Origin of the sequence: Pseudomonas fluorescens (genome assembly GCF_902498195.1) — a bacterium.
Classification (GTDB): Bacteria; Pseudomonadota; Gammaproteobacteria; order Pseudomonadales; family Pseudomonadaceae; genus Aquipseudomonas; species Aquipseudomonas fluorescens_BU.
Window position 1 is genome coordinate 735958 of sequence record NZ_CABVIY010000004.1, and the last position, 14197, is coordinate 750154.

The 14197-nt window shown below is 60.3% G+C and carries 12 protein-coding genes; 4 read left to right on the top strand and 8 right to left on the bottom strand.

What is annotated here, in order from left to right; genetic code table 11:
- Window positions 1-19 precede the first annotated feature (19 nt).
- The 3 genes from F8N66_RS18660 to F8N66_RS18670 form a co-directional block, all read right to left on the bottom strand.
- Window positions 20-2458: a TonB-dependent siderophore receptor gene (locus F8N66_RS18660; RefSeq protein ID WP_150771578.1), complete on the bottom strand. Its 2439-nt coding sequence runs from the start codon at window positions 2456-2458 to the stop codon at window positions 20-22.
- 99 nt (window positions 2459-2557) lie between these two features.
- Window positions 2558-3526 (bottom strand): FecR domain-containing protein, encoded by a 969-nt coding sequence (locus F8N66_RS18665; RefSeq protein WP_150771579.1) that lies wholly within the window; start codon window positions 3524-3526, stop codon window positions 2558-2560.
- The gene (locus tag F8N66_RS18670) at window positions 3523-4029 is read right to left on the bottom strand and encodes a sigma-70 family RNA polymerase sigma factor (protein WP_150771580.1); all 507 of its coding nucleotides are present in this window, start codon (window positions 4027-4029) and stop codon (window positions 3523-3525) included. The genes F8N66_RS18665 and F8N66_RS18670 overlap by 4 nt, the downstream gene beginning before the upstream one ends.
- A gap of 172 nt (window positions 4030-4201) precedes the next feature.
- Between F8N66_RS18670 and F8N66_RS18675 the strand changes: the two genes are divergently transcribed.
- Window positions 4202-5128, top strand: a complete 927-nt coding sequence (locus F8N66_RS18675) for a Gfo/Idh/MocA family protein (RefSeq protein ID WP_150771581.1) — start codon at window positions 4202-4204, stop codon at window positions 5126-5128.
- An 84-nt stretch (window positions 5129-5212) separates the two neighbouring features.
- On the top strand, window positions 5213-5809 hold the full coding sequence (locus tag F8N66_RS18680; RefSeq protein WP_150771582.1) for a DUF4157 domain-containing protein: 597 nt from the start codon (window positions 5213-5215) through the stop codon (window positions 5807-5809).
- Window positions 5810-5850: 41 nt separating this feature from the next.
- On the opposite strand, the gene F8N66_RS18685 is transcribed toward F8N66_RS18680, so the two are convergent.
- Window positions 5851-6012: a DUF2986 domain-containing protein gene (locus F8N66_RS18685; RefSeq protein ID WP_150771583.1), complete on the bottom strand. Its 162-nt coding sequence runs from the start codon at window positions 6010-6012 to the stop codon at window positions 5851-5853.
- A gap of 433 nt (window positions 6013-6445) precedes the next feature.
- On the opposite strand from F8N66_RS18685, the gene F8N66_RS18690 reads away from it, so the two are divergent.
- Both F8N66_RS18690 and F8N66_RS18695 read left to right on the top strand, forming a co-directional pair.
- Complete coding sequence (locus F8N66_RS18690; RefSeq protein WP_150771584.1) at window positions 6446-7498, top strand: alpha/beta hydrolase; 1053 nt, start codon at window positions 6446-6448, stop codon at window positions 7496-7498.
- Between the two features lie 18 nt (window positions 7499-7516).
- A complete protein-coding gene (locus F8N66_RS18695; RefSeq protein ID WP_150771585.1) occupies window positions 7517-8689 on the top strand; it encodes a cupin domain-containing carboxymuconolactone decarboxylase family protein in 1173 nt (390 codons plus the stop codon).
- Here F8N66_RS18695 and F8N66_RS18700 read toward each other — a convergent pair.
- The 4 genes from F8N66_RS18700 to F8N66_RS18715 all read right to left on the bottom strand — a co-directional run bounded on the left by F8N66_RS18700 (window position 8677) and on the right by F8N66_RS18715 (window position 13747).
- A complete protein-coding gene (locus tag F8N66_RS18700) occupies window positions 8677-9570 on the bottom strand; it encodes a LysR family transcriptional regulator (RefSeq protein ID WP_150771586.1) in 894 nt (297 codons plus the stop codon). The two genes, F8N66_RS18695 and F8N66_RS18700, sit on opposite strands and share 13 nt — an antisense overlap.
- A gap of 230 nt (window positions 9571-9800) precedes the next feature.
- Window positions 9801-11156: a glucarate dehydratase gene (gene gudD, locus F8N66_RS18705; protein WP_412070739.1), complete on the bottom strand. Its 1356-nt coding sequence runs from the start codon at window positions 11154-11156 to the stop codon at window positions 9801-9803.
- Between the two features lie 4 nt (window positions 11157-11160).
- Entirely contained in the window at window positions 11161-12549 is a 1389-nt protein-coding gene (locus tag F8N66_RS18710) for an MFS transporter (protein ID WP_150771587.1), read from the bottom strand.
- A 157-nt stretch (window positions 12550-12706) separates the two neighbouring features.
- On the bottom strand, window positions 12707-13747 hold the full coding sequence (locus F8N66_RS18715) for a LacI family DNA-binding transcriptional regulator (protein ID WP_150771588.1): 1041 nt from the start codon (window positions 13745-13747) through the stop codon (window positions 12707-12709).
- Between the last annotated feature and the right edge of the window lie 450 nt (window positions 13748-14197).

Genomic DNA, 14197 nt, shown 5'->3' on the forward strand with positions numbered 1-14197 from the left:
GCCGGGCGGGCAGCGGGCGTTAAAACGTCGGGGTGTATTTCACGCTGAACATCACATTGCGCGGATCGCCGAAGTTGTTGTTGCCATTGGTCTGGCTGTATCCGGCGGTGTAGTAATGCTTGTCGAACAGATTGTTGGCATTCAATGCCAGCCCGATCTCCGGTGTCAGCTGGTAGCCTGCACGGGCACTCCAAACCGTGTAACCCGGCACTTCGAAGCTATTGTCGTAGGCCAGTGTATGGCTTTGGGTGGTGAAACCCAGCCCGGTACTGACGCGGTTCCAGTCCCCGCTGAACTGATAGTCGCTCCAGACCCGCAGCATGTGTTTCGGCGTCCAGGTGCTGAAGACTTTGCCTTCGCTGTCCGGGTCCTTGAGGTACTTGGTGGTGTTGTAGGTGTAGCCGGCAAAGAGTTGCAGGCCGGTGAGCACTTCGCCGCTGATCTCGGCGTCGATCCCCTGGCTGCGGACTTTCCCGGATGGCGTCGAGCAATACCAGCCATCACAGGCAAAGCCCGAAGTCAGGTCGTTGACCGCACGGTTTTCCTGGTCGTAGCGGAACACCGCCAGGGAGGTATTGACCCGGCCCTCCATCAATTCGCCCTTGAGGCCGACTTCATAGTTGGTACCGGTCACCGGTTTGAGCACCGAACCGCCCGAGTCGCGCACGGTTTGTGGCTCGAACACATCGGTGTAGCTGGCATAGACCGCCCATTCGCGGTTCAGGTCGTAGATGATGCCGGCGTAGGGCGTGACTTCCCCGGTTTCGTTCGCGGTGCTTTCAGGGTTGGCGGTGGCTACATCGCTGAACGCGGCCTGGGTCCACGACTTGTAGCTGTAGTCGTACCAGCTGACCCGTGAACCGAGCACCAATGTCAGCGGTTCGATCGGCTTGACGCGCCAGCTGCCATACAGGCCTTTCTGACGGATGTCGTATTTACTCGGTGTTCCGCGTCCACCGGCGGTATTGACCAAACTGTCGTAGCTGATGTCGGGACGGTTGTGATTGATGCCGAAGATGGTGTCGGTACTGTTATTGAAGGTTCGGGCGAAGCGGTCGTCCGACGTCAACTTCTCATAGTTGCCACCCACCATGACCTCATGCTGCATGGACAGGGCGTCGAAGTGGCCGATGAGGTTCATGTCCAGGCCGATCTTGGTCGAATCGAAATCCGTCACGAAGTCCGCGTACTGCACGCCGCTGCCATCGGGCTCCAGGCCATCGTCGATACTTTGCACCCGCTGGTTTTTCGCCTTGTTGTCTTCCGTCATGCGCACGGCGCCGACCTTGAACGCCCAGTCGTCGTTGAAGCGATGCTCCAGATCGGTGTAGACGGTGGTGACATCGATGTCCGAATGGTTCCAGCGCGCGCCGGTGTAGGTGGAGCGTGACAGGTCGACAGTTTTGCCGTTGGCGTAACGGGGAAAGCCGCGGATCATCGGACGCGACTCGCCATCGGAGTGGCTGACGGCCAAGCCAAGGGTCGTGTCCTCGCGCAGATCAAAGTCCAGCGCACCGTAGAGCGAGTGAGTCTTGCTCCACTCGTAGTCGATGAAAGAGTCGCTCTGGTCTTCGTCGGCCACGAAACGCCCGCGTATCGTGCCGCTCGGGTTCAGCGGCCCGCCGGCGTCCAGTTGCAGGCCGTAGTGATCCCAGGAACCGGCCTTGCCGGTGACGGTCACGGTCGGTGTACTCTGGCCGCGCTTGCGCACCAGGTTGATGGCGCCACCGGGACTGCCGGTGCCCTGCAGCAGGCCAGACGCACCGCGCAGCACTTCCATGCGATCGAAGAAAATCAGGTCCTGGGTGGCCCAGTTGCCCAGGGCATAGGAGTTACGCAGGATCGGCACGCCGTCGTACTGCCAATCATCAATCTGGAAGCCGCGGGAGGTCAGGACCATGCCCTTGCCCACGCCCTGGACGCCGACCAGGCCGGTGGTCTTGTTGGCCGCGTCCTTGAGGTCGGTGAGGTCCTGGTCATCCATCTGCTTGCGGGTCATCACGGTGACCGACTGCGGGATTTCCTTGAGCGTGTGCGTACCTTTGCCGATGGTCACCGCCCGCGCGGCGTAGGAGCCCGAACCTTCGGTGGTGGCATCGGCGCTGCGTTCAACGATGTTGGTGGCGCCCAGTTGCAGCGCCGCCGTGTTGCCGTCCATCACCGGCGCCACGCTGAAGTTGCCTTGTTCGGTCACACGCAGCTGCAATCCGCTGCCAGACAGTGCGCGTTGCATCGCCTGTTCGGCGGGCATCTGGCCGACCACGGCCGGGGCCTGTTTGCCCTGCACCAGCGAGGGTTCAAGCGAAATGATGTGCCCGCTCTGGCCGGCGATCGCATTCAGCGTACTGGCGAGTGGGCCCGCCGGCAGATTGAAGGTCAGGTTTTGCGCCAGGGCAGGGCTCGCCAGGGTTGCCAGGGCAGCAGCAACGGATAGGGTGTGGGTCCACGTGTTGAACACAACATTCTCCTGTTATTTGTCAGTGTCAGGAGATAGGTGGGATGAGAAATGAAAACCAGACACAAATAAGATTAATTTCCAAAAAAAACTTTCGCCGCGCTACTTCGAGCCAATCAGCGTCAGCCAGGGGCTGTAGCGATCCACCCGGATCGGCAAGGTTTCCGCCAGGGCACTGAAGGCCCGGTCGGGATTGTCCAGCGGGAACACACCCTGCACGCGCAAGCCGCGCACCTCGGGGGCCACGCGCACAAAGCCGCGACTGTAGGGACGCAGGGCGTCGACCACTTGCCCAAGGGAGTCGTCCAGTACATTCAACCGGCCGTTCAACCAATCGGCGCGCTGGCGCTGCTCGCCACTGACCAGGGCAATCTGCCGGGCTTGCAGCAGCGCCGATTGACCTTCCTGGACGACTTGCACGGTGCCGTCGAACAACCGCGCTTCGACCGAATGCTGCAACACCACCAGCCGGCTGGCGTCTTTCTCCTGGGCGACGAGGAAGCGGGTGCCCAGCGCGCGCATTTCACCTTCAGCGGTGCGCACGCGCAGCGGGCGGCGGGGATCGGGGGCGACATCAATCACCAGTTCACCGTGGCGCAGGATCACCAGCCGCTGCTGGTCATCGAAACGCAGATCCACCGCGCTGCCGGCGTTCAGGCTCAGGCGACTGCCGTCGGCCAGATTGAAAGTCTGCCGCTGGCCGCGCCCGGTGTGCAGGTCCGCCAGCAGCGAGTCACCCAGCGGGCTTCGGGCACCGAGCCACACACCGCCGCCGAGCAGGCCCAGACCTGCAATCACCCGCAAGGCGTCGCGTCGCGAACCCTGAGCCTGCAACAGCACCTGGCGAGCTTCGCCGGCTTGACCGGGCAAGCGTCGATCCAGCGCCCGCACCGTGTTGAACGAACCGCCCACGCGCTCCTGCAATTTCGCCCAGGCCAGGCCATGCGCACGATCCATCGCCAGCCACGCATTAAACCGTTCTTGCAGCGCGGCATCGGGCGTACCGGCGCGCAGTTTGACCATCCAGTCGATGGCCTGCTCGCTGACGGGGTCCAGGCGCGGCGTGCTCATGGCGCCATCTCGCACAGAAGGCACTGGCGCAACGCCTGTTTCATGTAGCGACTGACCGTGCGCTCCGAGAGCCCCAGCTTCTGCGCAATAGCCACGTAGCTCATGCCATCGAGTTGGCTGTAGAGGAACGTCGCCTTGACCAGCATCGGTAAACCGTCCAGCACTCGGTCGATGGCCACCAGGGCTTCGATCAGTTGCAGCTGCTCTTCAGGGGAGGGGGCCAGCGTCTCCGGCAGGGCGGACAAGCGCTCAAGGTAGGCCAGTTCCAGCTTGCGCCGGCGATGACGGTCAAAGATCAGCCGACGGGCAATGGTCGACAGGTAAGCGCGGGGTTGTTCGATGCTGTCGGGATCGACGCGCGCCACCAGCAACTGGCAAAACGTATCGGCGGCGGTGTCCTCCGCGTCCGCGTGATTGCGCAGATGCCGATGGATATGCTGCAGCAGCCACCGGTGATGATCGCTGAAAAAGAATCCCAGCTTGCTGGACGGAGAAGAGGGCACTGGTCGGCTTTCCAGATGTGAGTGTGAATCGTTCTCAATCTTACCTGCGGGATGAGCGCCAGTGCAATCCTGCGTGAAACGAAGCCGGCGCAGGCAGCCAATGACTTCTACGCAATACAAACGTAATCTTGCCCGGCGCTTTCCAAGACAAGAAAAACAACAGGAGTCATCGATGCAACCGATTCGTCTCGGTCTGGTGGGCTACGGCAAGATTGCCCAGGATCAGCATGTCCCCGCCATCAACGCCAACCCCGCGTTCCAGTTGGTGGCCGTCGCCACGCAAGGGCAGCCCTGCGCCGGGGTGGAGAATTATCGGTCGCTGGGCGAGCTGCTCGAACACGGCCCGCACGTTGACGCGATCGCCTTTTGCACGCCGCCGCAAGGACGCTTCGCGCTGGTGCAACAAGCGCTGGCCGCTGGCAAGCACGTGCTGGTGGAAAAGCCGCCGTGCGCGACGTTGGGTGAAGCAATGGCGTTGGTGAATCAGGTGCACGAGCAAGGCGTCAGCGGTTTGTTCGCCTGGCATTCGCGCTACGCGCCGGGCATCGAGGCCGCCCGCGACTGGCTGGCCAGCCGCACCCTGCAAAGTGTCCAGATCGACTGGAAGGAAGACGTGCGCAAGTGGCACCCCGGCCAGGCGTGGATCTGGCAACCCGGTGGGTTGGGTGTCTTCGATCCGGGCATCAATGCCTTGTCGATTGCGACCCATCTGCTGGCGCTGCCGCTGTTTGTCGAGTCTGCCGAGCTGCGAGTGCCCGACAACTGTCAGTCGCCGATTGCCGCCTCCATTAAGATGTCTGACCCGCGCCACCTCGACGTCCGTGCGGAGTTCGATTTCGACCACGGCCATGACGAACTCTGGAGCATCGAGATTCGCTGCGCCGAAGGCATCTTGCGGCTGGACAACGGCGGCGCCCTGTTGAGTATCGACGGCGTGCGCCAGGCCGTGTCGGAGGAGGGCGAGTACGCGGCGGTGTATCGGCATTTCCAGCAGTTGATTAGTGACAAGGCCAGCGACTTGGACCTCCAGCCGCTGCGGCTGGTGGCCGACAGTTTTTTTGTCGGCAGCCGGACATTGGTTGAGCCGTTCTACGACTAGCGGCTACTCAAGCATGGTCGGGTTTCTCGCGCAGCAACCCGATCAATCCCCACTGTTCGTGCTGCTGGCGTCCCGGAGGGTCCGATGTCGCCCATCACCTCGCGCCTGGTGGCGCCGTTCGCCCTTTGCCTGGCGTTTGCCATGCCAGCTGTGGCCGACACCTGCCCGGCTGGTGAGAAACAGGTGTGCCTGGATGGCTGCATTTGCCTGCCAGACTTTGGGCAGTTGCCCGGTGTCCTGCCGGATGGCATCTACCAGATGGCCGCACCTGCCCTGGCACTGTGGCTGACCCAGGCCCGCGCAGAAGCAGCCAGCGCCGGCACCCAGCCGATTCCGCCGCACGTGCGCGAGCAATTGCAGCGCTGGTACGACCCCGGCGTGCTGGATGCCGCGCACTACAAAGTCAGCGACAACGGCCAATTCAACGCCGCCACGGCCATGTTGCAAAACCCCGATGTCGGTGCCGTGACGCTGATCGACGTCATCCTTTTCCGCGATGTTCAAACCGCTGAACAGAACGTCGCGCTCTGGGCTCACGAACTGAAGCATGTGCAGCAGTTTCAGGAATGGGGAGTAGAAGGATTTGCCCAGCGCTACACACAGGACTTCAACGCGGTGGAGGCGCCGGCTTATGCCGTACAGGCCGAGGTCAGGCGCTCGCTGCGCGAAGGGGCTGACTGATGGGGAGCGACGCGGCCTGGCATTGCAGGCCGACGGCGGCTTCAGCTCTCAGGGGAAACGATGGGGTCCTGACCGGCTTCAGCCGCCAGTTTCAATCGGTCGGCTTTGCAGATGTATTTAGGCTTGCTTTTCGGGGCCAGTTTGGCGCTGGCCTTCTTGGCGTTGGCCTTTAATAGCTGATTGATTTTTTTACGGCGATTCATGTTGTTCTGCTCAAGGTGTCAATGCCTGGATGATATCAGCTTGAGTATCAAACCAGCGCCCTGTGGTGCGCACTCAGTGCATGAGTTTGAAGGGTCGAACCCGGTGCTTTACCGAGCGCACCTATGTGATTCTGGTATCAGTGCTATGTGATTGGCATGGTTTATCGATTAATCGATGAAAGGTAATTTGCTGCTCTGCGATACCTGATCGAGAGGGCAGGCCATGACTCATTGCTTCTTTATCCGCCGATGCGGGCTCGCCGCTGCACGGCGGGCACTCCTTGTTTCGCTTTCTGGTTCGTTGGCTTCGCCGATGACTCTGATCGCCCACTCCTGCTTAGCAACCTCTCGCTGAAAAAATCTGGATCGACCGAGTGCGCGGCGATGTCAGCAGCGCCTCTCACATACACGAATTGTCAGGAGTATTCGCAGGATGAGAACCACGTTAAAGGCCACGTTAATAGCCGCCATGATCGGCCTGTCGGGCGTCGAAGCCGAGGCTGCGGACTACAAGCAGAATCCGTTCACCTTGACCTACGGTGGCGCGCTGACCAGAAACGAACCGGGCAAGGTCAATATCCATCCGGTCACCTACAAACTGGATGGGCTGGACATTGCCGCCAACGTGTACACCCCGGCGAACTATGATGCGGCGAAAAAATACCCGGTCGTCGTCGTGGCGCACCCTAATGGCGGGGTGAAGGAGCAGGTCGCAGGCCTGTATGCCCAGCGTCTGGCGGATCAGGGCTATATCACGATTACTGCGGATGCGGCGTATCAAGGGGCCAGTGGTGGCGAGCCGCGCAATGTGGACACACCGGCGCATCGCATCGAAGACATCCACGGTATGGCTGACTTCATTGCCCGCTATCCCGGTGCCGACAGCCAGCGCCTGGGCTTGCTGGGTATCTGTGGTGGTGGCGGTTATTCATTGGCGGCGGCGCAAACCGACAAGCGCTTCCAGTCGGTTGCGACCTTGAGCATGTTCAATTCCGGGCTGGTTCGCCGTAATGGCTACCAGGATTCGCAGCTGTCGACGATACAGCAGCGCTTGCAGCAGGCGTCGGCGGCCCGCGCCCAGGAAGCGGCGGGTGGGGAAATTCTCTACGTGGGTGATGCCAGGCTGACCGATGAGCAGATCGCCAGGCTGCCTTTCGATCTGTATCGCCAGGGCTTCGAGTACTACGGCAAGACTCACGCTCACCCCAACTCGACGTTCCGCTACACCCAGAGCAGCCTGCTGGACCTGATGCGCTTCGATGCCACGGATCAGATCGAGCTGATCGACAAGCCGTTGCTGATGATCGCGGGCAGCAAGGCCGACAGCCTCTACATGTCGGAGCAAGCCTTTGCCAGGGCCACCGGTACCCAGGACAAAAAACTGTTCACCATCGAGGGCGCGACCCATATCGATACCTATTGGGTGCCTGCGTATGTGGACGTCGCCATGGACCAGTTGACCGCGTTTTACGAAAGAACGCTCTGACTTGAAGGGATACGTCACATGAAGAACACCTTGATAGGCCTCGCGGTGTGCGCCGCGGCCCCGTTTGCCGACGCCGCCGGTGCGGACAATGCCAGCGAGTCCCGGACCGTGCAGCACATCAGCCGGGCGGGCAGTCAGGCCGCGGTTGCGGGACCTGCGGATTATTTCACCGGGCGAGTACGCGTCGATCCCTTGTTTCCCGCCATGGACGAGATCAATGCGTCCGGCGCTTATGTCAGCTTCGAACCGGGGGCGCGCTCGGCCTGGCACACCCACCCCGCTGGACAGCGGTTGGTGGTGACGTCCGGCGTGGGACTGGTCCAGGAATGGGGCAAGCCGGTGCAGCAAATCCGCCCGGGCGACGTGATCGTCTGCCCTCCGGGCGTCAAGCACTGGCACGGCGCCACGGCGACGAGCGCCATGACGCACCTGGCCGTGACGGGTTCGGTGGAGGGTAAGAATGTGCAATGGCTGGAGAAAGTGACCGACGAGCAATACCATGCCCAGGGTTCGCTGGCGCCGAAGGACGAGCCTGCGAACCCGCCGGTGTCCGAGACGCTGTCTGCCAGGCAACAGGCCATCCCGTTGATCGCCGCGGCCATGGCCACCAGTAACATGCCGGGGCTCAATACCGCGTTGAATCGGGGACTGGATGCGGGCCTGACGGTCAGCGAGGCGAAGGAAGTCCTGGTGCAGCTCTACGCCTACAGCGGTTTTCCACGCAGTCTCAATGCACTCGGTGAACTGATGAAGGTGGTCGAGGCACGCAAGCAACGTGGCGTCCAGGATGCTCCGGGGCGCGAGCCCGGCCGGGTCATTCCCGTCGGCGACGCATTGCTGGCGGCGGGCAAAGCCAATCAGACACGCATTGCCGGAGCGCCTGTCCAGGGCCCGTTGTTCGACTTCGTTCCCGTCATCAACCAGTACTTGCAAGCGCATCTGTTCGGCGACATCTTCGAGCGCGACAACCTGGACTGGCAGAGTCGTGAGCTGGCCACTGTCGCGGCCTTAGCCGTCACACCCGGTGTCGAGCCGCAACTGCGCTCGCACATGGCTGCCAGCCTGCGGGTCGGCCTGACGGCTGCGCAATTACGTCAGCTGGTTCAACTGCTGGCTGACCAGGGTGATAGCGCTGCGGCCAAGCGTGCCGGCGAGGCGCTGGAAAGCGTCCAGGCCAGTCAGCCCTCATAGCGCAGGGCTTCGCGCAGCAAGGTGAAGGCCGGTGAACTCTGGCGACGGCTCGGATAATAGAGGTGGTAGCCAGAGAAGGGTTCACACCAGTCCTTGAGTACGTGAATCAGCCGACCCTGCGCGACATGCTCCAGCACCAGGTTCTCCGGCATGTAGGCCAGTCCCAGCCCCTGGAGGGCCGCCTCCAGGCGCATGGCGATGTTGTTGAACACCAGTTGGCCTTCAACCCGAACGTTCAGTTCTTGCCCGTCTTTCTCGAACTCCCACAGGAACAGGCCGCCGTGAGTCGGCATGCGCAGGGTGATGCAGTTGTGCTCCATGAGATCGCTCGGTATGACCGGTCTGGGATAGCGGGCGAAGTACGCCGGGGAGCCCACCACCGCCATCCGCATGTCAGGGCCGATGCGCATCGCGATCATGTCCTTGGCCACCTGCTGGCCCAGCCGTACCCCTGCGTCGAAACCTTGCGCCACGATATCGGTAAAGCCGTAGTCGACGATGATTTCGATACTGAGGTCGGGATTGTCAGGCAGCAACCTGGAGAGTACGGGGTGCAGGATCGTGATTGCGGAGTGTTCACCAGCCGTGATGCGCAATTTACCGGCCGGCTTGTCGCGATATTCGCTGAGCAATGCCAGTTCGTTATCGATCTCTTCGAATCTCGGGGCAATAACCTTCAGCAAGTGCTCGCCTGCCTGCGTCGCACAGACACTGCGCGTGGTGCGAGAAAGCAGCCTGACGCCCAGGTGATCTTCCAGCTGGCGCATCGCCCGGCTCAAGGCGGGTTGAGACATGCCGAGCTTGGCCGCCGCGCGGGTGAAGCTGCGCTCCTGGGCAACGGCCGAGAAAATCGCCAGTTGGTCATAACGTTCAGTGGTCATTGATCCGCCCCCGTTATAAAAGGCTTTCGATTATGCCTTTTTTGCGATGGATCGTCCGATCCGCAAGGGTGGGAGGAAACAGAGATGCCTTAGTAAAAGCGGGAATCAAGCGCTTGAACAATGGGTGACTGGCCTGCATCGCAGAGGCTTGTCGGGAAGCCAGGGTATTGATTCATGAAGGTTCCGTGCGGGCCTGCCCCTGAGGGAGGCAGGCCGTTGAAATGGCAGGGTTAACGAACCATGCACGGACGCTTGTTGTTGAATTCCCAACCCGACACCAGATACCGCATGGCGGTGGCGTCATCGCGGGCGCCCAGGCCCATGGATTTATAGATTTCATGGGCTTGCATCAGCGCGTCCCAGTCCAGCTCGACGCCCAGGCCGGGCTTCTTGGGCACTTCAACCAAGCCACCTTTGATCTGCAAGGGCTCCTTGGTCAGGCGCTGACCGTCCTGCCAGATCCAGTGGGTGTCGATGGCGGTGATGTTGCCCGGGGCAGCGGCGGCAACGTGGGTGAACATGGCGAGCGAGATATCGAAATGGTTGTTCGAGTGAGAACCCCACGTCAGCCCCCATTCATTGCACATTTGTGCAACTCGCACGGATCCCTGCATCGTCCAGAAATGCGGGTCGGCCAACGGGATATCGACAGATTGCAACTGGATGGCATGCCCCATCTGGCGCCAGTCGGTGGCAATCATATTGGTGGCCGTGCGCAGGCCCGTGGCGCGGCGGAACTCGGCCATCACTTCGCGGCCGGAGTAGCCATTTTCCGCGCCGCACGGGTCTTCGGCATAGGCCAGGACGTGATGCTGGTCTCGGCACAGGGCCACGGCTTCCTTGAGCGACCAGGCACCGTTTGGGTCAAGGGTGATGCGGGCGTCGGGGAAGCGTTCAGACAATGCGGTAACGGCGGCAATTTCGTCTTCGCCCCGAAGCACGCCACCCTTGAGTTTGAAATCTTTGAAACCGTAGCGATCGTAGGCCGCCTCAGCGAGTGCGACCACCGACTCCGGTGTCAGGGCCTCCTTGTTGCGCAGGCGGAACCACTCGTTATCCGCATCCTGCTCCGAGCGATAGCCCAGATCAGTCTTGTTGCGGTCGCCGACGTAAAACAGGTAACCCAGCATTTCAACGGCATCGCGTTGCTGGCCCTCGCCGAGCAGTGCCGCGACGGGTACCTGCAAGTGTTGTCCGAGCAGATCCAGCAATGCCGATTCCACAGCCGTCACGGCATGGACTGCGATGCGAAGATCGAAAGTTTGCAGGCCACGCCCCCCCGCGTCGCGGTCAGCGAAGGCGGTTCGGACGTTGTTCAATAGACGTTGATAGTTGCCGATTGACTGGCCGATCAGCAAGTCACGGGCATCCTCCAGCGTCTTGCGGATACCTTCGCCACCGGGCACTTCACCGACGCCGACGTGACCCGAACTGTCGGTCAGAATCAGAATGTTACGCGTAAATAGAGGGCCGTGAGCGCCACTCAGATTGAGCAGCATGCTGTCATGCCCCGCCACCGGGACGACTTTCAGGTCGCTGATAACAGGTGCGCCAGTGGTTGCTTGGGCTGGGTTCAAAGCGTCCATGAGTTCATACCTTTCTTGTAGTTGGGTGTAGTGGGCCTGTGTGTCTCGCCGCCGTTGCCTCGGTGGGCTTGGGCTCGTGAGTCACGCCTTTGAGTTCAATACGTTTGATTTCGCCGACGATGAACAGGTAGCTGATGGCGGCGACCAGCGCGTTGGCGCCAACGAACACCAAGGCCATTTTGAAAGAGCCGGTGGCGGCAATGATGTAACCGATGATGATCGGCGTTGAGATCGAAGACAGGTTGCCGAAGGTGTTGAACAAGCCACCTGAAAGCCCTGCGATTTGCTTGGGCGATGTATCCGACACGACGGCCCAGCCCAGTGCGCCGATCCCCTTGCCGAAGAACGCCAGCGCCATGAAGCACACCACCATCCAGTCAGCCTCGACGTAGTTGCAGATGATCATGCTCATCGATAACAACATGCCGCACACGATGGGGGTCTTGCGTGCCACGCTCAGAGAGTTGCCGCGACGCAGCAGGGTGTCTGAAATGACGCCGCCCAGGACGCCGCCCAGAAAGCCGCAAATGGCCGGTAGCGAAGCAATGAACCCGGCCTTCAAAATGGTCATGCCGCGTTCTTGTACGAGATAAACCGGGAACCAGGTGAGGAAGAAGTAGGTGAGGGCATTGATGCAAAACTGGCCGATGTAGATGCCCATCATCATGCGGTTAGTCAGAAGCTGACGGATGTAGTCCCACTTGGGGCCGCCGTCCTTTTTCCCTCTTGAATCCTCAAGGTCGACCAGTCCGCCATTGTCAGCGATGTACTTGACCTCGGCGGCGTTGACCAACGGGTGATCCTTCGGCCCGTAGATCACCTTCATCCAGATCAGAGAGAACAGGATGCCCAAGGCGCCCATGACGATGAACACATGCTGCCAGCCGTAGGTGTAGACGATCCATCCCATCAGCGGTGCGAAAAGTGCGGTGGCAAAGTATTGCGCCGAGTTGAAGATGGCTGACGCCGTTCCGCGTTCCTTGGTCGGAAACCACGTGGCGACGATTCGCGCATTGCCCGGGAACGAAGGGGCTTCGGCAAGACCCACCATGAAGCGCAGCAGGAACAGCAGCACCACGGCGGTCGAGATGCCGAACTCACCGATATAGCCCTGCAACAGGGTGAACAATGACCAGGTGAAAATACTCCCCGCGTAGACTTTCTTTGAGCCGAAGCGGTCAAGGAGCCAGCCGCCCGGGATCTGGCCCAGTACATAAGCCCAGCCGAACGCTGAAAAGATGTAGCCGAGGGTCACGGCGTCCAGACCAAAGTCTTTTTGAATACTGGAGCCCGCGATGGAGATGGTTGCCCGGTCGGCATAGTTGATCGTTGTCACCAGGAACAGCATGAGCAGGATCAAATAGCGGACGCGGGTTTTCTTGGGTTCTTGCATGGTTGACGCTCCCACGAATTATTTTTGTGCGGGTAGACCTGTCAGGTCGACGATATCCGTCATGTGTCGTTGTATGTTGTCGTACAACGATAGCGCTATCATTAAACAGATAGCGCTATCATTTCAAGCGCCATTTGGCGGGATTTTTGGCATTGAATCAGGTGCTGGCGCGTTCGATCAGCTCGAAGCCTGTGTCTGTCTGGCTTACAGAGGCATCGCGGCTGCCGGAAAATCTTTCCAGCAGGGCTTCGGCGACTTCCCGCCCCATTCGTGCGGAATTGACGCTGACCGTGGAAAGCGCAGGGTGAGCGAATTTTGCGTTGGTGATGTCGCCGAATCCGAGGACGGCGACATCCTGGGGTACGCGCAGACCCTGGCTGGCGGCTTCGGCAAGCACGCCGAAGGCCAGGGTGTCCGAGCTACAGAAAATCAGTTCAGGTCGGGATTCGCGCTGCTGGAGGCGTTTCAGGCCGACTCTGCCGACTTCCCATGTCGAAGGCAGGGGCAGGATTTCTACAGGCACGTCGTGCAGATCATGCTCCCTGAGCCTTTCAATCAGGCTATTGCAGCGTCGAATGGCACGTGGGTCATCGACCGAAATAACCGAAAATCGACGGTAACCCTTTGCATAAAAGTGATCAGCGACGAGCACGCCGACTTTTTCATGGGAAAAACCGACTTGCATGTCCAGTGCGGTATCGCTCAGGTCCCAGGCTTCAACGACGGGAATGCCCGCCGATGCAAGCCGGTTTCTGCTGGCTTGCGTGTGGAGGGTGCCCGTCAGAACGATGCCGTCCGGACGCCGGCCCAGAATGGCTTCAAGCAAGACCTCCTCTTTTTCAGGGGAGTAGCCAGTCGGGCCCAGGAGGGATTGATAACCCGCTTCGGTCAGCCGATCCATCATGGCTTGTACCGCACCGGCGAAAATCGAGTTGGCGATGGTCGGAAGCAGAATGGCAACCAGCCGGCTTTTACTGGAGGCAAGGCTTCCGGCCAACAGGTTGGGCACATAGCCCATCTCGCGTACCGTTTCCAGGACATGTTGCCTGGTTGAATCACTGACCAGCTCCGGGCGGTGCAGGGCGCGCGAGACGGTAATAGGCGAAACGCCTGCCTTGAGCGCAACGTCAGCCACGGTGAGCGGGGTTTCAGAGCTGCCATTGGCGGAGGCAATCTCACGTTTCGACTTTTTGGCCACAAAATACCCGGCGATTCAACTAGTAAGAACAATAGGGGATGTTAACGGGCTTTTCGAAGCCATACCATGAGGCAGGCGTGGTTTAGGGCTCTGTGCCAGATCGTCCGGAAAGAGGTCCCCGAATGCGCTTGTTTCTATATATAGAGAAGAGTTGCGATTAGAGGTGGAGATTTCGAGGTGGTTTCAACCTCGTGCGCTGGCTGTCAAGAGAAGGGTGGAAATCAAGTATCTGAAAGCTAAGAAGAAAATTTCAAAAAAAATGCTTTTAAGCGCTTGACGGGTTCGCTGGTGTCTGTAGAATGCGCACCTCGGTTGAGACGAACATCTTAACCAACCGCTCTTTAACAACTGAATCAAGCAATTCGTGTGGGTGCTTGTGGTATCAGACTGCTAGTCAACAGATTATCAGCATCACAAGTTACTCCGCGAGAAATCAAAGATGTAACCAAC